The sequence below is a fragment of the Sulfurovum sp. bin170 genome, assembly GCF_010892395.1.
GTDB lineage: Bacteria > Campylobacterota > Campylobacteria > Campylobacterales > Sulfurovaceae > UBA1140.
Genome location: NZ_JAACKB010000304.1, coordinates 1 through 16558 on the forward strand (window position 1 = coordinate 1; position 16558 = coordinate 16558).

28 protein-coding genes, 1 tRNA gene and 1 other RNA gene are annotated in these 16558 nt (G+C 36.2%); 24 read left to right on the forward strand and 6 right to left on the reverse strand.

Features of this window, described 5'->3' with window-relative positions:
* The 4 genes from def to GSY74_RS07165 all read right to left on the reverse strand — a co-directional run.
* A partial coding sequence (gene def, locus GSY74_RS07150) for a peptide deformylase (RefSeq protein WP_164664419.1) occupies positions 1-463 on the reverse strand: 463 nt, incomplete at its 3' end.
* An 8-nt stretch (positions 464-471) separates the two neighbouring features.
* Positions 472-1059, reverse strand: coding sequence for an ATP-dependent Clp endopeptidase proteolytic subunit ClpP (gene clpP / locus GSY74_RS07155; protein WP_164664420.1), 588 nt, complete (start codon positions 1057-1059; stop codon positions 472-474).
* A complete protein-coding gene (gene tig / locus GSY74_RS07160) occupies positions 1059-2351 on the reverse strand; it encodes a trigger factor (protein ID WP_164664421.1) in 1293 nt (430 codons plus the stop codon). The genes clpP and tig overlap by 1 nt, the downstream gene beginning before the upstream one ends.
* A gap of 67 nt (positions 2352-2418) precedes the next feature.
* The gene (locus GSY74_RS07165; protein WP_164664422.1) at positions 2419-3582 is read right to left on the reverse strand and encodes a S41 family peptidase; all 1164 of its coding nucleotides are present in this window, start codon (positions 3580-3582) and stop codon (positions 2419-2421) included.
* 139 nt (positions 3583-3721) lie between these two features.
* On the opposite strand from GSY74_RS07165, the gene GSY74_RS07170 reads away from it, so the two are divergent.
* The 6 genes from GSY74_RS07170 (at position 3722) to GSY74_RS07195 (ending at position 6648) form a co-directional block, all read left to right on the forward strand.
* On the forward strand, positions 3722-4732 hold the full coding sequence (locus tag GSY74_RS07170; protein ID WP_223157501.1) for an endonuclease: 1011 nt from the start codon (positions 3722-3724) through the stop codon (positions 4730-4732).
* Between the two features lie 329 nt (positions 4733-5061).
* The gene (locus tag GSY74_RS07175) at positions 5062-5391 is read left to right on the forward strand and encodes a flavoprotein (RefSeq protein ID WP_255494576.1); all 330 of its coding nucleotides are present in this window, start codon (positions 5062-5064) and stop codon (positions 5389-5391) included.
* Between the two features lie 173 nt (positions 5392-5564).
* Positions 5565-5744: a hypothetical protein gene (locus GSY74_RS07180; RefSeq protein WP_164664423.1), complete on the forward strand. Its 180-nt coding sequence runs from the start codon at positions 5565-5567 to the stop codon at positions 5742-5744.
* Positions 5719-6009, forward strand: coding sequence for a hypothetical protein (locus GSY74_RS07185; protein ID WP_164664424.1), 291 nt, complete (start codon positions 5719-5721; stop codon positions 6007-6009). Before GSY74_RS07180 ends, GSY74_RS07185 begins: the two co-directional genes overlap by 26 nt.
* Positions 6010-6109: 100 nt before the next feature.
* Positions 6110-6376: a type II toxin-antitoxin system RelB/DinJ family antitoxin gene (locus tag GSY74_RS07190; protein ID WP_164664425.1), complete on the forward strand. Its 267-nt coding sequence runs from the start codon at positions 6110-6112 to the stop codon at positions 6374-6376.
* Positions 6370-6648: a type II toxin-antitoxin system YafQ family toxin gene (locus GSY74_RS07195; protein ID WP_164664445.1), complete on the forward strand. Its 279-nt coding sequence runs from the start codon at positions 6370-6372 to the stop codon at positions 6646-6648. The genes GSY74_RS07190 and GSY74_RS07195 overlap by 7 nt, the downstream gene beginning before the upstream one ends.
* A gap of 69 nt (positions 6649-6717) precedes the next feature.
* Here the strand turns inward: GSY74_RS07195 and GSY74_RS07200 are convergent.
* Positions 6718-6805 (reverse strand) — tRNA-Ser (locus tag GSY74_RS07200).
* Positions 6806-6964: 159 nt separating this feature from the next.
* Between GSY74_RS07200 and ffs the strand changes: the two genes are divergently transcribed.
* Positions 6965-7062: signal recognition particle sRNA small type (gene ffs, locus GSY74_RS07205), an RNA gene on the forward strand.
* 183 nt (positions 7063-7245) lie between these two features.
* On the forward strand, positions 7246-8919 hold the full coding sequence (locus tag GSY74_RS07210; RefSeq protein ID WP_164664426.1) for a type IV pili methyl-accepting chemotaxis transducer N-terminal domain-containing protein: 1674 nt from the start codon (positions 7246-7248) through the stop codon (positions 8917-8919).
* Here GSY74_RS07210 and GSY74_RS07215 read toward each other — a convergent pair.
* Entirely contained in the window at positions 8916-9995 is a 1080-nt protein-coding gene (locus GSY74_RS07215) for an ATP-binding protein (RefSeq protein ID WP_164664427.1), read from the reverse strand. The genes GSY74_RS07210 and GSY74_RS07215 overlap by 4 nt on opposite strands.
* Positions 9996-10237: 242 nt before the next feature.
* On the opposite strand from GSY74_RS07215, the gene rpsJ reads away from it, so the two are divergent.
* The 16 genes from rpsJ to rpsH all read left to right on the forward strand — a co-directional run.
* A complete protein-coding gene (gene rpsJ, locus GSY74_RS07220) occupies positions 10238-10549 on the forward strand; it encodes a 30S ribosomal protein S10 (RefSeq protein WP_164664428.1) in 312 nt (103 codons plus the stop codon).
* A 9-nt stretch (positions 10550-10558) separates the two neighbouring features.
* Positions 10559-11140 carry a 50S ribosomal protein L3 gene (rplC, locus tag GSY74_RS07225; protein ID WP_164664429.1) on the forward strand — a complete coding sequence of 194 codons (582 nt, stop codon included), beginning with the start codon at positions 10559-10561 and terminating at the stop codon, positions 11138-11140.
* Positions 11140-11730: a 50S ribosomal protein L4 gene (rplD, locus tag GSY74_RS07230; protein ID WP_164664430.1), complete on the forward strand. Its 591-nt coding sequence runs from the start codon at positions 11140-11142 to the stop codon at positions 11728-11730. Before rplC ends, rplD begins: the two co-directional genes overlap by 1 nt.
* Position 11731: 1 nt before the next feature.
* Positions 11732-12013 carry a 50S ribosomal protein L23 gene (locus GSY74_RS07235; protein ID WP_164664431.1) on the forward strand — a complete coding sequence of 94 codons (282 nt, stop codon included), beginning with the start codon at positions 11732-11734 and terminating at the stop codon, positions 12011-12013.
* A gap of 10 nt (positions 12014-12023) precedes the next feature.
* The gene (gene rplB / locus GSY74_RS07240) at positions 12024-12863 is read left to right on the forward strand and encodes a 50S ribosomal protein L2 (RefSeq protein WP_164664432.1); all 840 of its coding nucleotides are present in this window, start codon (positions 12024-12026) and stop codon (positions 12861-12863) included.
* A 9-nt stretch (positions 12864-12872) separates the two neighbouring features.
* Complete coding sequence (rpsS, locus tag GSY74_RS07245) at positions 12873-13148, forward strand: 30S ribosomal protein S19 (protein WP_164664433.1); 276 nt, start codon at positions 12873-12875, stop codon at positions 13146-13148.
* A 9-nt stretch (positions 13149-13157) separates the two neighbouring features.
* Complete coding sequence (rplV, locus tag GSY74_RS07250; protein ID WP_164664434.1) at positions 13158-13484, forward strand: 50S ribosomal protein L22; 327 nt, start codon at positions 13158-13160, stop codon at positions 13482-13484.
* A gap of 1 nt (position 13485) precedes the next feature.
* Entirely contained in the window at positions 13486-14193 is a 708-nt protein-coding gene (rpsC, locus tag GSY74_RS07255; protein ID WP_164664435.1) for a 30S ribosomal protein S3, read from the forward strand.
* A gap of 2 nt (positions 14194-14195) precedes the next feature.
* Positions 14196-14621, forward strand: coding sequence for a 50S ribosomal protein L16 (rplP, locus tag GSY74_RS07260; protein ID WP_164664436.1), 426 nt, complete (start codon positions 14196-14198; stop codon positions 14619-14621).
* Positions 14608-14799 carry a 50S ribosomal protein L29 gene (rpmC, locus tag GSY74_RS07265; RefSeq protein ID WP_164664437.1) on the forward strand — a complete coding sequence of 64 codons (192 nt, stop codon included), beginning with the start codon at positions 14608-14610 and terminating at the stop codon, positions 14797-14799. The genes rplP and rpmC overlap by 14 nt, the downstream gene beginning before the upstream one ends.
* A gap of 12 nt (positions 14800-14811) precedes the next feature.
* Positions 14812-15060: a 30S ribosomal protein S17 gene (gene rpsQ / locus GSY74_RS07270; RefSeq protein WP_164664438.1), complete on the forward strand. Its 249-nt coding sequence runs from the start codon at positions 14812-14814 to the stop codon at positions 15058-15060.
* Positions 15060-15428 carry a 50S ribosomal protein L14 gene (rplN, locus tag GSY74_RS07275; protein ID WP_164664439.1) on the forward strand — a complete coding sequence of 123 codons (369 nt, stop codon included), beginning with the start codon at positions 15060-15062 and terminating at the stop codon, positions 15426-15428. Before rpsQ ends, rplN begins: the two co-directional genes overlap by 1 nt.
* Complete coding sequence (rplX, locus tag GSY74_RS07280) at positions 15428-15673, forward strand: 50S ribosomal protein L24 (RefSeq protein ID WP_164664440.1); 246 nt, start codon at positions 15428-15430, stop codon at positions 15671-15673. Before rplN ends, rplX begins: the two co-directional genes overlap by 1 nt.
* A 3-nt stretch (positions 15674-15676) precedes the next feature.
* Complete coding sequence (rplE, locus tag GSY74_RS07285; RefSeq protein ID WP_164664441.1) at positions 15677-16222, forward strand: 50S ribosomal protein L5; 546 nt, start codon at positions 15677-15679, stop codon at positions 16220-16222.
* A complete protein-coding gene (locus GSY74_RS07290) occupies positions 16222-16407 on the forward strand; it encodes a type Z 30S ribosomal protein S14 (protein ID WP_164664442.1) in 186 nt (61 codons plus the stop codon). The genes rplE and GSY74_RS07290 overlap by 1 nt, the downstream gene beginning before the upstream one ends.
* A gap of 13 nt (positions 16408-16420) precedes the next feature.
* Positions 16421-16558, forward strand: a 138-nt coding sequence (gene rpsH / locus GSY74_RS07295) for a 30S ribosomal protein S8 (RefSeq protein WP_164664443.1), incomplete at its 3' end; no start/stop codon positions are given.

A 16558-nucleotide genomic window follows, 5' to 3' on the forward strand; every position in this document is an offset into this window, starting at 1 on the left:
ATGAGAGTTTTTCAATGAAAACTTTGCCATCAAGGTGGTCAATCTCATGCTGTATTGCAACAGCTAGAAAATCACTATTTTCTATAGTCTGTTTTTCACCATGACGATTATAATACTCTATGACAATTTGTTCAGCTCGTTCAATATCTTCATAGACACCAGGTATACTCAAACAACCCTCTTGATGTCTACACGAACCCTCTTTTTTAACAAAAACAGGATTAATAATCTCTAGCGTATTCTCTTTGAGTTGTATCTCATCATCATCCTCTTCTGGAAGGTTAATAATGAGAACTCTTTTATCTACGCCTATCTGTATAGCTGCTAAGCCTACACCTCTTTTTGAAATCATAGTCTCAAACATATCATCAATCAGAGCATGAAGCTCATCACCAAACTCTGTAACCTCTTCAGATATGAGCTTCAATCTCTTATCAGGGTAGATAACTATCTCTCGAATCATCTGTAGCCTTAGTTAAAACTTTTGGTTAAAACTTTGTCTATGAGTCCATAATCCATAGCCTCTTGTGCCGACATAAAGTTATCTCTCTCTGTATCAACTTCTAACTCTTTTGCTGTTTTGCCACAATTCTCTGCCATTATCTCATTTAGGACATCTTTTAGGCGTTGAATCTCTTGAGCTTGAATCTGAATATCAGTAGATTGACCTTGGGCTCCACCTGATGGTTGGTGAATCATAATTCTTGCATTTGGTAAAGCGTATCTTTTCCCTTTTGTACCAGATGAGAGCAAAAAAGCCCCCATAGATGCAGCTTGACCGATGCAGATGGTGACAATATCAGGCTTGATATAGTTCATGGTATCAAACATAGATAACCCAGAGGTAATGACACCACCTGGAGAGTTGATATAGAAATATATGTCTTTGTCAGGGTCTTGTGCTTCAAGGAAAAGAAGTTGAGCAACAATACTTGATGCGACTTGGTCATTGACCTCACCACTCAGCATAATAATTCTATCTTTTAGAAGTCTAGAGTAGATGTCATAGCTTCTCTCACCTCGACCTGTCTGCTCTACTACATAAGGGATATAGCTCATTACTTATCCAAACCCATTATTTTTGAGAAGAGTTTGTCCTCAATCATTCCCATTTTAACAGCAGGAAGAAGATTGTTTTTCTGATAATACTCAATCACCTGTTGAGGGTCTTGACCACTCATCATCGCCTCGTAGTAGATAGTTTGAGATACCTCTTGGTCATTTACCGCTATCCCCTCTTTTCTAGCCAAAGCATCAACGATAAATGTAGCTTTTACAGAGTTAGTCGCATCCTCTCTTACGGAGTCTCTAAGCTCTTCAATCTTCTCATCGTTATCTTTGTATTCTGCCAACTCATCTTCTGACATAGATTGTGCTTTCTGATTAATCTGTGCATCAATCTCCTGCTCTACGATATTTTGTGGAAGGTCAAAGTTGTACTTTTCAACAAGTGCATCCATAAGTTTTGGCTTAAGCTCTTCGTTATAAATTTTTGCAACTTTTTCAGATTTAATCTGCTCTTCAATCTTCGCTTTTACACTATCAGCAGTCGCAGTATCATCTCCAGGGATAAGTTTTTTTACCATCTCCTCGTCAAGCTCAACACTGCCTCTTGCTTTAATCTCATGAAGTGTAACTGTGAAAACAGCCTCTTTACTAGCCAACTCTTTTGCTTGGTACTCTTCTGGGAATGTTACAGTTACATCTTTTGTCTCACCACTGTTCATTCCAACCATCTGCTCTTCAAAACCTGGGATAAATTGACCTGAACCAATTACAAGCTCAAAACCTTCTGCTTTTCCACCATCAAACTCTTCACCGTCAACTTTTCCAAGAAAATCAAAGTTTGCTTGGTCATCATTCTCCAACGCTCTCTCATCTGTTAGCTTTTTGAATGGTGCATTGTTCTCCATTAGTTTTGTCAGTCTCTCTTCAATCTCAGCATCTTCAACAGTTGGTTCGTCGTAGCTTGGAGCTAACTCATTGTAACCCTCTGCTTCAACCGTCGGCTTAAGTGAGATAGTCAACTCAACATCAATTCCATCATCTACTTTTTCATATTTTTTAAATGATGGTTCACCAATAATATCTTCAGATTTAAGATCCAAATCTTTTTTGGCTGTTGCCATAAGATTCTGAACTGCTTCGCTCTCTGCATCTTGAGTAAGTTTGTCACCATACATCTGTTTGATTTTTGATGAAGGCACTTTACCTTTTCTAAAACCATCAACATTTGTTGTTTTAGCAAGTTCCCTAACCATTTTATTTAGATTTTTTTCTATATCAACATTCTCAATTTTTGCTGTTACCAATACATTCGCTGTATCAGTTCTTGTTGCTGTAATGTTCACTACAATCCTTTTACATAATAATCTTGGAATTTTAGCAGAATTAGGCTTATATATCTAAAGGAATTTTTCAACAATGATTATTATCAATATAAAAGAGTGCTTTTTTCAACATCTTCTCATCTCCATCTCCTCGTTGATGAGTTAAATCATCTTCAACTTCACACCCAGCAGTCACCTCCAAACCATCAAAATAGTCATAGAATCCATCAGAGTTTGAGATTACAAAGTTAACAAGATAGTAGATATAAGTTCCATCAGTTCTTCCCTCCATCCCAACAGGTTTACCGTGCGTTTTGGAACCAATAGTTACAACTCTATCTCCCAAATACGGTTTAAGAGAGTTTATAACCATCTCACTAGCACTTGCACTACCTTCTGTTGTCAAGAAAATAATGGTATCTAAATCTATGGAATTATCATCAGTCTCAAATCGACCTATTTGATTTTTATCTTGCTTATCGCTATTCCACTCTAGCTTAAACTGTATCTCATCATCTCTATCTCTGATGAGTTTATCGAGTAGTATAGAGGCTGTCACAACAGAACCACCACCGTTATATCTCAAATCTATAATCAATTTTTCTATATTTTGCTCTTTAAAAAAATCAAATGCTTGGTCAATCTCTGTGGTGGCCGTTGCAGTAAATGAGTCAAAAAGCATATACCCTACAGACTCATTTTTCTCACTGCTCACCGTAGAAGCTTTCGTTACTCTAAATGTGTACTCTTGTGAGACTATATCTATCTGTAGATTCTCATCACTACTCGCTCTATAGATTTCAAATGAGCTGATTTCACCTACATTAGAACTAGCTTTTTGTATTCGAGCAAGTGTTGCCTTTTCGTTATTTATGGTTAAGACAACATCCCCTCTTTTCAGACCAGCATTATCGGCAGGTGAGTCGATTCTTGTGTAGATAACTACTTTATCCTTCTCATCATCACTAGTATATGCAAATCCAAAACCACCAGATTTTTGATTAAGAAAATTATCATTTTCCTCTTTTGTCAATACCATACTCCACCTATCAGAGGGTGTATACCTTAGGTCATCTATCATAGCTTGAGGAGTACTATATTTAGTATAATCAACAGTTTTTGGTGTCTTCTCTGCCCAAAAATATTCACTTAAAAATAGATTATGTAGATAGGATTGAAAAGAGCTACTTGAGGAGTTACCTCCACACCCTAAAAAGAGTATAGATATAGTTATTAAGATTATATATTTCAAATTAAACCACTTTTTCAGATAATTATAGCGTATTGTTCTTTTGTTTTTAGGTTATAATTCTAAAGTTATTTAAAACCAAAAATAGGAGTACAAGATTAAAAAAATAGCACTAATCACGACACTACTACTCAGCTCTCTATTGGCAACAGAGTCATACCAACTCTTTAGTACATCTGATAAAGATATAAAACAACTAGAGGATGATAGTTACGCAAAAGAGGTAACTTTCAACAACATATCCATGCTTATGACACCAGATGGTGATTTGGTTGATGAGGATGTCGCCACCATTGAGGATGAAGTGGTATCTCTCATTAGCTCCAAAAAAAGTTTTCGTCGCTCAAAAAGAGTTTTAGCTACAAAAATCTATAACAAACATCGCATCGCTTTCTATAGTGGCTGTACTTATAGAGTTCGAGACAAGAAGTTGGTTCCAACATTTAACACATGTGGATATAAAATAAGAAAATCAAGAACAAGAGCCAGACGAATTGAGTGGGAACATATCGTACCCGCACACCGTTTTGGCAAAGATTTGAGATGTTGGAACAGAGGAGGAAGAGGATACTGTCGTACTAGCAACCAAAAATTTGCAGAGATGGAAGCAGATATGCACAACCTCGTTCCTGCTATTGGTGAGATAAATGGAGATAGAAGTAATTTTCCATATGGTGAGGTTCCTAACGAGCCAAGAGCTTATGGAAAAGATGTAGATATGGAGGTGAGCTTCAAACTAGACCGTGCAGAGGCTCCTGATAATCGCCTTGGTGATATAGCAAGAGTCTACCTCTATATGAACTCAAAATATGAGATGTCACTAGGAGAAGAGGAGCTGAAACGCCTTATCTCTTGGAACAACAGTGATGCTGTAGATGAGTGGGAGATAGAGAAAAACAGTCTAGTGAAGATACATCAAGGGGATGATAACCCTTTTGTGAGTGATTATAGAGAGTTGGAGAAGAAGAGTTTTAAATCTATTGCGATTAAAAGTGACTCTTCATCGAGTGAATCATCCTCATTTGATGAGGTAAAAGGAGATGTGGAGAAAGATTTTGAGTGGTTATTAAAATTTATCCCTGCCAAATATCAACCTGTAGTTATTATTATATTAGCTATTTTGGTAATGTTTTATCGTAGAAGAAAAAAGTGATAATTATTCTACTTTGTAATCTTCATATTCCGTAGGGTGCGATTGCCATCGCACCATCTAAAAATATTCGCATAAAAAAAAGATTTGAATTTTCGGAATCGGCGTGTTTACACCCGAACTATTTGGTTTTGTTAGTGTTTTCATGGGAAAATACCCTCTCCTATGTGTATCCCACCGAGGACGAGACTGTGTAAGAACTGTAGGGTGTCCAATTTATTGCACCACAAAACAGGCTAGAAACCTCTTTTTTATCTACCAATTTCATATTTGGTGCAATAAATTACACCCTACGATTGAAATGCCCAGGTTCTTACACAGTCTCAGGACGGATGGGAACGAGCAAAGTTCTTTTGGGAGTTACAGGTAGTATCTCTGCTTATAAGTCATGTGAGGTAGCTAGACTTTTTATAAAAGCAGGTGCAGAGGTTCGCGTAGTGATGACACCAAGTGCGGAACGATTTGTATCAGCTCTAACATTTGAAGCTTTGACACGAAATTCTGTTCTAACAGAGAGTAGTGAGAGTTGGTCATCACGACTAAACCATATTGAGTTTGGCAAAGATAGTGATGTTTTTGTCATTGCTCCTGCTACGGCTAACAGTGTTAATAAACTTAGTAAAGGTATAGCTGAAGCGAATGAAGTCGCTGATATGTGGTAGAGCCATCCCACACAGTGAGAGGGCTAGAAATCCCCACAGTGGGAGAGGTTAAAAAGGGTTAAAAATAATCGTTCAGAAAACAGCCACCACCCCCCGAAATACTTATATTTACCCATGCCCCACAGTGGGGAGTGAGATTATCATAATGATATTAGAGTAAGAAAGGTTAATACATGGCAAAGAGTAAACTAAAACCAAGGTGTAAATATTGCAACAAGATATTAGGAAAGTATCATATTAAGAATGAGAGAACGAAAGAGAGTTTTTGTAATTCTAATTGTGCTGATAGATATGCTTTTCAATTATTTGTAGAGGAGAATGAAGAAGATGAATCTAAGACAACAAATCATTAAAGCTATGAATTCAAAAGACTATTATCACTATACTACTTTTTGTAAAGATGTGGGGATATGCCGTTTTAACTTTAGCAAGTGGATAAACAACAAACAATCACTATCAGTAGGAACACTTTTTAAGATATTAAACCGTCTCAAGATATTGTCCCCTGAACACAACTTACCTCAAGTTAAAAAATTGAATTCTGATGACCTTATTTATCTGTATGAGAACCAAGATAAACTATTCAAGGTACTGGAAGAGTTAGAGAATAGGTTTTAAATAATTCTTCTTCAATATAAGCCCTTTTCTTCTTTTGGGCTTTATCTTCATCTTAACATTAAAATAGTATTATTAATAAAATACTTCTAAGGAATTACAAATGATAGCAAGAAGACAAACATCAATAAAAGTTGACCCCATAGCATGGGATAGTGCAAAAGAGATATTTAAAGAGTATAACATGACCGTTACAGACGCGATAAATATTTTTCTGAATAAAGTTAGGTTAGAGGGTGGATTACCTTTTGATGTAAAAGTTCCTAGTGCTAGTCTTCAAAAATCAATAGATGAAATTAAAAGAGGGGATGTAGTTCGTTATGATGGTGCAAACCCTATTGAGGATATGATGAAAGATTTAAAATCGTGAAGTACAAGTTAACTAGAGCGAATAACTTCAAGAGAAGTTTTAAAAAAAGAAAGTTGAATGATGATGAAGAGACAAATTATATTGAGGTTGTATATAAGCTACTCAAGGGTGAAGAGCTAGAGGAGAAATACAAAGACCATCAACTAAAGGGAAATTTGAAAGATTTTAGAGAATGTCATATCAAGCCTGATTTATTATTGATGTATAGAATAGTTGGTGATGATTTAGAGTTGGTAGATATTGGAAGCCATAGTTATTTATTTGACAAGTAGAAAAAGAAAACTTAAAGTGGTGATTAAAGTCCATGAAATAGATGTTTGAAAGGGTTCTGTAGTTTTAAATGGCAGAGAGGAAGGGATTCGAACCCTCGATGAGTTGCCCCATACACGAGTTCCAGTCGTGCGCCTTCGACCACTCGGCCACCTCTCTATAATTATCTTCAATTCATCTCACTAAAGCTTTCGCCTTGCGAAGAGTTAGATTATTTCTACAATCTTTTATTTGAAGAGTGAAATTATAGCAATTCTTTTTTAAAATTCCCTAAATTTAATCTTCTATAAGTTATCTTTTGTTATTATTCTCTCGCCTCTTTTAGACCTGTGCATCGACACTGGTGGACAACGGGTCAGGATGGGAACATAGCAGCCCACCTACCTCTGTTGAGTGCCGCAGGGATCTGGAAGGGGTGTTAATCTCTCTTTTCCTATTTTTTATCTAAAAAACATATCATATAACAGAATAATGCCTATTTTTATTGGAATAGTCAGCTTATATTTCTTTTAACTCTTCTAAGTAATATATTTAAATATAATAAAAACTGAATTGTAGTATACTCAAAAGTATTACATTAATTTGGAGGATTAATTACAATGAAACATATAACAACACTTTTGGCTCTTTTACTGCTCTTCTCATCTTCGCTCTTTGCTTTATCAGATAAAGAGTTAGCTATCTCTATTAATTTGTCAGGAAAACAGAGGATGCTTTCACAAAAAATGACAAAAGAGTCTTTTCTTATTCGTTCGGATATTGATAAAAAAGAGAATATAGAGAAGTTGACAAAGAGTAGTCAACTTTTTGATAAAACGCTCAAAGGTCTGATGGCAGGGGATAAATCACTAACGCTTGTAGCTATTAAAAATGAGGAGATACAGACTCAACTTAAAAAAGTTGAAACATTGTGGATACCTTTCTATAAAGAGGTGAAGTCTGTTATATCAGGTAAAGCAGAAAATGATAGCTATGATATGCTAGAGCAGAATAACATTACGCTTCTAAAAGAGATGAACAGAGCAGTGGGGCTTTATACATCATCAAACAAGGGCAAAAACAGATTGGCTTTGGCAAATGATATTAATCTTGCTGGTAAGCAGAGAATGTTGACACAAAAGATGGGTAAAACACTGCTTTTTGCTAGTAATGATTTTAAGAAAAAAGAGTATATTGCTGATTTTAAAAAATCACAAAAACTATTTACAGAGACACTTAATGGACTATTTTATGGTTCTAAGATTTTGGAGTTAACAGGAACAAAATTACCTCAAATAACCACACAACTAAAAGAGGTAGATACTCTATGGAAAGCACATCAGCCTATTCTCAAAAAAGCTATGGCTGGTAAAGAGATGAAACAGGCTATTGCTGGTTTGGATAATATCTTAGTCGAGATGAACAAGGGAGTTTTTATCTATACTCAATCTGTCAATCGTCAAAAACAGAGAGCAAGATTTGCCTCTTTGATTAGTAGCTTTATGAGCAAAAGTAATACTTTAAAGAAGAGAGTAAATCTATCAGGAAGACAGAGAATGTTGACACAGAGAATGACAAAACTAGCGATTCTTGTCTCTTCTAATATCAATAAACAAGATAATGCAAAAAAATTAATTAAATTTTCAAATCTTTATAATAAAACACTTATGGCTTTTAGAGATGGAGATGCAGAGATGGGGTGTATCCCATCCAATGGTAAGGAGATTAAAGAGCAGATTAGTATAATAGAAAAAGAGTGGAATATTTTTTATGAGAAAGCTAAACTAGTTGCCGATGGAAAAGATAAAGATGGACAAGCTCTGGATTATATGATAAGCAAAAATGAGAATCTACTCAAAATATCAAATGAGTTGGTAAAGAAATATGAAAAATCTAATAGAGCAACCAACTATTTAGATAAAGCTAGACTGCATATTGTTAATGTTGCAGGACGACAGAGAATGTTGACTCAAAAAATGACCAAAGAGAAACTGCTGATAGCAAAGGGAAAGAGTGAGTATAGTGCAAAATTAGAAAAAACTATTAAACTATTTGATGACTCTCTCAATGCTCTAATTAATGGTGATAAAGAGCAGACAATTGTAAAACCAACGAGTAAGAAAATTAAAGAGCAATTGGCTACGGTTGAGGGCATATGGAAAACTCTCAAGCCACTCTATATTAAACCAAAGCCTAGTACGAAAGAGCTAAAAATTATTATCAAACAAAACCCTATCCTCTTAGCCGAGATGAATAAGATGGTAAAGATGTCAGAGGTTGAGATAGAGTATTAAATCTCATCATTAATAACAACCCACTCATAGAATGGTATAGCTTCAAACTCTATATTTTCTATTTTAAATCTGTATTGTGCTGTTACGGTAATGATATAGATTTTTTTTGCTTCTACTAATCTATAAGTTATAAATTTACTATGTGCCTTTTTCCAAAAACTCTCTTCGCTCTCAAATGGAGCGGGGATAATAAGGTCTCTCTTCTCTGTTAAATATCCTGAAATACCAAAAGCTCTGAACTCTACATTATGCTTAAGAAGAGAGAGGGCGACCATCGTATCAAACTGTTTTGGGAAGCTTTGAGTAAGTGTTAGGTATTTAGCAAGTGCAAAGTCAAAAAATATCAGTTTTTTTGCTGTTGGATTAATTGTATCAGGAATAAACTTTATAATACCTCTCTGCTGTAATATTTTTATCTGTTTGTAGATAAGGTCTTTTGAGATTTTATATCTCTCTTTTGCATAGGTATAGAGTTGATGCGTGGTGACTGATGAGGTATTGAAATGAGCTAGTACTCCTAGAAGTTTCTGCTCTGATAGAGAGAAATGACTCTGTATAAAGGTCTGAAATAGTTGCTCTTTTGGAGCGGTCTGTGTTGCTAGTTGTGGCAGTGTCCCTTGGCGTAAAAACTGGTTAAAAATTTGTCTCTCTGTTCCTCTCTTTTGAAAAGAGAAAAACTCCTCATAATCAAGTAGAGGAAGCTCTAAATTCTCAAATGTCTCGCCATAGTCATAAAATCTATCTGATATGATAATAAGTTTTTTTGCGTTTGGTAGTATCTCAAAATACTCATGTTCATAGTGGTCAAGAACTAGGAGTTCTATCTCATTTGCCTCCACAAACCCCTCAACATCCTCCTCCATCATATCTCTAAATTGAAACTTTGGGTCTGCAAAATCTATATATAGAGCCTCTTCTTGCTCATAATTTGTTATATAATCAAGAGTTAAATAGCTTTTGCCTGATGCAGGTGCACCGTAGATTAGGATTCTATTGGTATCAGGAATTGAAAATTTGCGTTGATGATAGGTTGTGATGTTGTTATTTCGGTCATAAAAATATTCTAAGAGTTGCATGGATACACCTTTGTGCGTAGGTCGGGTTGCCCTCATCCCGACATAAATACGCATAAATTTAATAATTTATCAAATAGTAACACATTTCCTTTAAAAAAGGAGATAAAATCCAAAAAACCACAAAAAACAGTCAAAAACACACCCTACCCAAAAGCCTATCTCGCTACAATACGACTCCAAATTTTAGTTAAGGAAGCCATGTGTTGTGGTAAACTTAACGAGTTCTTTATAAGGTAAAATAAATGGAAAAAATTAGACTTAAGCTTAAAGCTTATGATCATCGTGTGTTAGACCGTTCAGTTGCTTCTATCGTTGAGGCTGTTAGACGAACAGGTGCAGAGCTTAGAGGACCAATCCCTATGCCAACTAAGATTAAAAAGTATACAGTACTTAAATCACCACATGTTAACAAAGATGCTAGAGAGCAGTTTGAGATTAGAATTCACAGCAGAATGCTTGATATTGTTTCAGCTACTTCGGACACTATAGATTCACTTATGAAACTAGACCTTGCTCCTGAAGTTGATGTTGAGATTCGCTCAATGGACAAGTAGGAGTAGATTATGGAATTTATTATTGAAAAAATAGGTATGAGCCGAACTGTTGGCGTACCGAGTGTTCCTGTAACACTTCTAAAAGTTATCGAAACTAAAGTGTGTGAAGTTCGTGAGGACGGAAAAGCAGTTGTAGCCTATCATAGTTCTAAAAAGATGAACAAAGCTATCGAGGGTCAACAAGCTAAATACGGTATCGACAAAGAGTTTAATAAGTTTATGACAATTAGAGTTGCAGAGGGTACAGAGGCTGGTGATTACAGCACTGAGCTTCTAGGTTCTGTAGAGTTAGTTAAAACTTCACTAAACACTAAAGGTCGTGGTTTTTCTGGTGGTATGAAAAGACACAATTTTAGTGGCGGACCAGGTTCACACGGACATAGAATGGGTAGAAGAATTGGTTCAATCGGTAATGCTGAGTGGCCAGGTCGTGTACAAAAAGGTAAAAAGATGCCTGGACAGTACGGAAACACACAAGTTACAGTGAAAAATGGCGTAGTTTCATTTGATGCTGAAAACGGAATCTTGGTATTAAAAGGTTCAATTCCTGGTCACAATGGGGCTAGAGGATTGGTAAGGATTGTTAAATAATGAGTAGAACAGTAATTAAAACAGATGAGCTTCCAGAGTCATTTTCGGATATTAACCCACATAACCTTTACTTATATTGTAAATCTTATTTGTCTGGGGTAAGATCAAACACTGCACATACAAAGACTCGTTCTGATGTTCGTGGTGGTGGTAAGAAGCCTTGGGCTCAAAAGGGTGGAGGACGAGCGAGAGCTGGTTCTCTTCGTTCACCTATCTTTGTTGGTGGTGGTGTTGCTTTTGGTCCTAAAAACAATAGAAACTATAATCAAAAAGTAAATAAAAAACAGAAAAAATTGGCACTGAACTTTGCATTAGCAGAGCTTGTTGCTAACGAAAAACTTTTTGTTGTTGAAAACATTGCAATTGAGTCAGGAAAAACAAAAGATGCAAAAGCATTTATTGATACTTTTGCACAAAGAGATGTTTTGGTTGTTAAAGAGTTGATTGATGATTTAACATTGCGTGCATTTGAAAATCTTAAAAATGTATATATTATTGAATCAAATGAACTAAATGCATACCTTGCAGCTGCTTATCACTCTGTGGTAATCGAAAAAGCTGTTTGGGATAGATTAACGAAAGAGAGCTAAGATGGCAGATATTACAGATATTAGAGCAATACTATATACAGAGAAGACTCTTAACCTTCAAGAGGATTCTGTGATTGTTGTGCAGACAACTCCACGGATGACTAAAAATGGTCTTAAGGCAGTTTTTCAAGAGTATTTTGATATTAAGCCATTGAGAGTGAACTCAATGCGTGTTAATGGTAAGATTAAGACATTCAAGGGTATCAAAGGGAAGAGACCAGACACTAAAAAGTTCTATGTGACTCTACCTGAAGATGCCAAGATTGAAAGCTTAACGGTATAGAGGAGAAGAGATGGCAATTAAATCATATAAACCAACCACGGCAGGGCGTAGATATATTACTAACCTTGATAGTGGTGATATTACTGCTAAAGCTAGTGTTCGAAGTCTTCTAAAGAAACTTCCACGCTCAGCTGGTAGAAATCATAACGGTAGAATTACTTCTCGTCACAGAGAGGGTGGAGCGAAAAAACTATATAGAATTATCGACTTCAAAAGAAACAAGTTTGGTGTTGAGGGGACAGTGGCTACTGTTGAGTATGACCCATATAGAACTTGTAGAATCTGCCTTGTTAAGTATACAGATGGTGACAGAAGATATGTTCTTCAAGCCAAAGGTATGAGTGTTGGCGATAAGATAATGTCAGCAGAATCTGGACTTGATATCAAGACAGGTAACTGTATGAAGCTTAAAGCTATTCCTGTTGGAACACTTGTTCATAATATTGAGTTAAATATCGGTCAGGGTGGTACAATCGCTAGGTCTGCTGGTGGTTATGCACAGATTATGGGTAGAGATGGCAAATATGTATCTCTTAGACTTCCATCTGGTGAGATGAGATATGTTCTTGGTGAGTGTTTGGCAACTATCGGTACTGTTGGGTCTGAGGACTGGGCAAATGTTGTTGGTGGTAAAGCTGGACGACAGAGACATAGAGGTATCAGACCACAAACTAGAGGGTCTGCGATGAACCCAATAGATCACCCACATGGTGGTGGTGAAGGTAAAACTAACTCTGGACGACATCCTGTTACTCCATGGGGTATGCCTACCAAAGGTTATAAGACTCGTAAGAAAAAAGCTAGTGATAAGTTAATTATTACTAAACGAAACGCTAAGAGAAAGAAGTAAGGGTAAGAGATGGCAAGATCAACTAAAAAAGGTCCGTTTATTGACGACCACCTAAAGAAAAAAGTGCTTAAAGCAAAAGAAGAGGGTTCTCACAAACCTATTAAAACTTGGTCAAGAAGATCAGTTATCTTTCCAGAGTTCATTGGTTTGACTATCAATGTACACAATGGAAGACAATTTATCCCTGTATATATTACAGAGAATCATGTTGGATATAAACTAGGTGAGTTCTCACCAACTAGAACATTTAAGGGTCATAAAGGCTCTGTTCAGAAGAAAGTGTAGGTAGGTATTATGAGTAGAGCACTATTAAAGTATACACGAGTAGCACCTAACAAAGCTAGAATGATTGCAAGAGAGGTTCAGGGAATGAACGCTGAACTTGCACTTGCATCATTGGAGTTTATGCCAAACAAAGCAGCTAGAATCATCTCTAAAGTTATCGCGTCTGCTGTAGCAAATGGAGACTTTGAACCAGAAGAGGTAGTAATTACATCTTGTAGAGTAGACAAAGCAGCTGTAATGAAAAGATGGAGACCAAGAGCTAGAGGGACTGCAAGTAGAATCTTGAAGCCAACAGCACATATCTTGGTAGAAGTAGCAAAAGCAGAGGAAGCATAATATGGGTCAAAAAGTAAATCCTATTGGACTAAGACTTGGTATCAATAGAAACTGGGAGTCAAGATGGTTTCCAAAAAAAGAGAGAACAGCAGAGTTTATTGCTGAAGATTATCAGCTAAGAAAGTATTTGAAAAAAGAGCTTTTCTATGCAGGTGTATCTAATCTTATTATTGAGAGAACAGCTAAGAAAATCAGAGTGACAATTGTAACAGCAAGACCTGGAATTATCATTGGTAAAAAAGGTGCTGATATTACTAAACTCAAAGAGACTTTAACTCGTAAGTTCAAAAAAGATATATCTTTGAACATCAAAGAGGAGAAGAGAGCTCAAGCCTCTGGTCAACTAGCGGCTGAAAATGTAGCTACTCAACTTGAGAGAAGAGTTGCATTTAGAAGAGCTATGAAAAAAGTTATTCAAGGTGCTTTGAAGTCAGGTGCAAAAGGGATTAAAATTTCTGTATCAGGAAGACTTGGTGGAGCTGAAATGGCTAGAACTGAGTGGTACTTAGAGGGAAGAGTTCCATTGCATACTCTTAGAGCTAAGATTGATTACGGTTTCGCAGAAGCTCAGACTACTTATGGAATCATCGGTATCAAAGTTTGGATTTTCAAAGGTGAAGTACTTGCCAAAGGTATCCAAGCAGAGCCAAAAGAGGAAAAAAGAGAAAGAGGTGGCAGAAGAAAACCACAGCGAAGAAGAGGTGAATAGTTATGTTGATGCCTAAGAGAACGAAATTTCGTAAGATGATGAAAGGTCGTAACCGAGGAAAATCTTTCCGAGGGAACAAGATTGAGTTTGGTGAGTTTGCATTAAAAGCTGTAAGTGCTGGTAGAATTAACTCAAGACAAATTGAGTCTGCTAGGATTACAATGACTCGTAAGATGAAGAGACAAGGTAAATCTTGGATTAGAGTTTTTCCTGATAAGCCTCTTACAAAAAAACCTCTTGAGACAAGAATGGGTAAAGGTAAAGGTTCAGTTGAAGAGTGGGTAATGAATATTAAGCCAGGTAGAATTGTATTTGAAGTGGCTGGTGTTTCTGAAGAAGTTGCAATAGAAGCTTTAACACTTGCACTTCATAAACTTCCATTCAAATGTAAAATTATCGCTGTAAAGGATAGTAATGAAATATACTGATATTCAAACTAAAACAGTTGAAGAGTTAACAGCGATGCTAAAAGAGAAGAAGTTAGCGCTTTTTACGCTTAAAGCGAAGCAGAAAACAATGCAACTTACTAACACTAGTGAGTTAAGAGTAGCGAAAAAAGACATCGCTAGAGTTCAAACAGCTATTACAGCTAATGCGTCGAAGTAAGGGGTAAAAAATATGCCAAAAAGACAAATAACTGGTACTGTGATTAAGATAGCAGGTGAGAAGACTGCTACTATGGTGGTTGAGCGAAAAGTTATCCACCCTAGATATCACAAGACTGTAAAGAGATTTAAAAAATATCTTATCCATGATGAAAAAGGTCAAGCGAAAGTGGGTGACATTGTCTCTGCTATTGAGTGTAGACCACTATCAAAAACAAAAAGCTTTAGACTTTTAGAGATTCTAAAGGTAGGTGAAGAGTAATGATTCAAGGTTTTACACGACTAAATGTAGCTGATAACAGTGGAGCCAAAGAGATTATGTGTATCAAAGTTCTTGGTGGTTCTAAGAGAAGATATGCTTCTGTTGGTGATGTTATCGTGGCTTCTGTGAAAAAAGCTCTTCCAAATGGAAAAGTAAAAAAAGGTAAAGTGGTTAAAGCTGTTGTTGTAAGAACTCATAAAGAGATTCAAAGAGACAATGGTTCATTAATCAGATTTGATGACAACGCTGCTGTAATTATTGATGATAAAAAACAACCAATTGGTACTCGTATTTTTGGTCCTGTAGCTAGAGAAGCTAGATATGCAGGATTTATGAAGATTGTATCACTAGCTCCAGAGGTATGGTAATGGCGAAAACAGTTAATAAAAAATTCAAAATTAAAAAGGGCGATGAGGTTCAAATCATCGCTGGTGATGACAAAGGCAAAACTGGTACAGTTAAGATGGTTCTTACTAAACAAGATGCTGTCATTGTCGAAGGCTGTAAACTAGCAAAAAAGGCTGTAAAGCCAAGTGAAGAGAATAAAGATGGTGGCTTTGAAGATAAAGAGATGCCAATTCATATCTCTAATGTAAAAAAAGTAGAGGCGTAATCTATGAGTAGAATGAAGCAAAAGTACAATGACATTACACCTGCACTTCGAGAAGAGTGTGGGATTAAAAATGTAATGCAGACACCTAAGCTTGAGAAGATAGTAATCTCTGTTGGTGCGGGTGAAGAGGGTAAAGATAACAAACTTATCCAGAATATGACAGATACTATCTCACTGATTGCTGGTCAAAAAGCAGTTGTTGTTAATGCTAAAAAATCAGTTGCTGGTTTTAAGGCTAGAGAGGGAAGTCCATCTGGTATTAGAGTAACTTTAAGAGGTGCAAATATGTATAACTTTTTTGATAAGTTAGTAGCAATCGCACTTCCAAGAGTAAAAGACTTTAGAGGAACACCAAGAAAAGGTTTTGATGGTAGAGGTAATTACAACTTCGGTCTTCAAGAGCAACTTATGTTCCCAGAGGTTGATTTTGATAAGATTATCAAGACTCACGGTATGAATATCACAATTGTAACAAGCACAGAGAATGATAAAGAGGCATTTACACTTTTAGAAAAACTTGGTATGCCTTTCAGTAAAGGAAAGAACTAATGGCTAAAAAATCGATGATAGCTAAGCAGAAGCGACCTGCTAAATTTAGCTCAAGAGCATACACAAGATGTAATGTCTGTGGTAGACCACATTCTGTATATAAAGATTTTGGACTTTGCAGAATCTGTTTAAGAAAAATGGCAAACGAGGGATTAATCCCTGGTATGAAAAAATCAAGCTGGTAAGGAGAAGTAAAAGATGATGACAGATATAATTGCAGACTCTCTTACTCGAATAAGAAATGCTGCGAACAGAAGATTGGATGTAACAACCCTTCTTCACTCAAAAACAATTGAGGCCACCGTTTCTATTTTAGTAGACAAGGGTTACCTTGAG

Excerpts from the sequence above, each read along its gene's own strand:
- rplB (WP_164664432.1), top strand. The coding sequence starts at position 12,024 with ATGGCAATTAAATCATATAAACCAACCACGGCAGGGCGTAGATATATT.
- GSY74_RS07290 (WP_164664442.1), top strand. The coding sequence starts at position 16,222 with ATGGCTAAAAAATCGATGATAGCTAAGCAGAAGCGACCTGCTAAATTT.
- rplN (WP_164664439.1), top strand. The coding sequence starts at position 15,060 with ATGATTCAAGGTTTTACACGACTAAATGTAGCTGATAACAGTGGAGCC.
- rpsJ (WP_164664428.1), top strand. The coding sequence starts at position 10,238 with ATGGAAAAAATTAGACTTAAGCTTAAAGCTTATGATCATCGTGTGTTA.
- GSY74_RS07210 (WP_164664426.1), top strand. The coding sequence starts at position 7,246 with ATGAAACATATAACAACACTTTTGGCTCTTTTACTGCTCTTCTCATCT.
- rplE (WP_164664441.1), top strand. The coding sequence starts at position 15,677 with ATGAGTAGAATGAAGCAAAAGTACAATGACATTACACCTGCACTTCGA.
- GSY74_RS07215 (WP_164664427.1), bottom strand. The coding sequence starts at position 9,995 with ATGCAACTCTTAGAATATTTTTATGACCGAAATAACAACATCACAACC.
- rplD (WP_164664430.1), top strand. The coding sequence starts at position 11,140 with ATGAGTAGAACAGTAATTAAAACAGATGAGCTTCCAGAGTCATTTTCG.
- rplP (WP_164664436.1), top strand. The coding sequence starts at position 14,196 with ATGTTGATGCCTAAGAGAACGAAATTTCGTAAGATGATGAAAGGTCGT.
- GSY74_RS07175 (WP_255494576.1), top strand. The coding sequence starts at position 5,062 with ATGGGAACGAGCAAAGTTCTTTTGGGAGTTACAGGTAGTATCTCTGCT.
- GSY74_RS07185 (WP_164664424.1), top strand. The coding sequence starts at position 5,719 with ATGAATCTAAGACAACAAATCATTAAAGCTATGAATTCAAAAGACTAT.
- clpP (WP_164664420.1), bottom strand. The coding sequence starts at position 1,059 with ATGAGCTATATCCCTTATGTAGTAGAGCAGACAGGTCGAGGTGAGAGA.
- rplC (WP_164664429.1), top strand. The coding sequence starts at position 10,559 with ATGGAATTTATTATTGAAAAAATAGGTATGAGCCGAACTGTTGGCGTA.
- rplX (WP_164664440.1), top strand. The coding sequence starts at position 15,428 with ATGGCGAAAACAGTTAATAAAAAATTCAAAATTAAAAAGGGCGATGAG.
- rpsS (WP_164664433.1), top strand. The coding sequence starts at position 12,873 with ATGGCAAGATCAACTAAAAAAGGTCCGTTTATTGACGACCACCTAAAG.
- GSY74_RS07180 (WP_164664423.1), top strand. The coding sequence starts at position 5,565 with ATGGCAAAGAGTAAACTAAAACCAAGGTGTAAATATTGCAACAAGATA.
- rpsC (WP_164664435.1), top strand. The coding sequence starts at position 13,486 with ATGGGTCAAAAAGTAAATCCTATTGGACTAAGACTTGGTATCAATAGA.
- GSY74_RS07190 (WP_164664425.1), top strand. The coding sequence starts at position 6,110 with ATGATAGCAAGAAGACAAACATCAATAAAAGTTGACCCCATAGCATGG.
- GSY74_RS07235 (WP_164664431.1), top strand. The coding sequence starts at position 11,732 with ATGGCAGATATTACAGATATTAGAGCAATACTATATACAGAGAAGACT.
- rplV (WP_164664434.1), top strand. The coding sequence starts at position 13,158 with ATGAGTAGAGCACTATTAAAGTATACACGAGTAGCACCTAACAAAGCT.
- rpmC (WP_164664437.1), top strand. The coding sequence starts at position 14,608 with ATGAAATATACTGATATTCAAACTAAAACAGTTGAAGAGTTAACAGCG.
- rpsQ (WP_164664438.1), top strand. The coding sequence starts at position 14,812 with ATGCCAAAAAGACAAATAACTGGTACTGTGATTAAGATAGCAGGTGAG.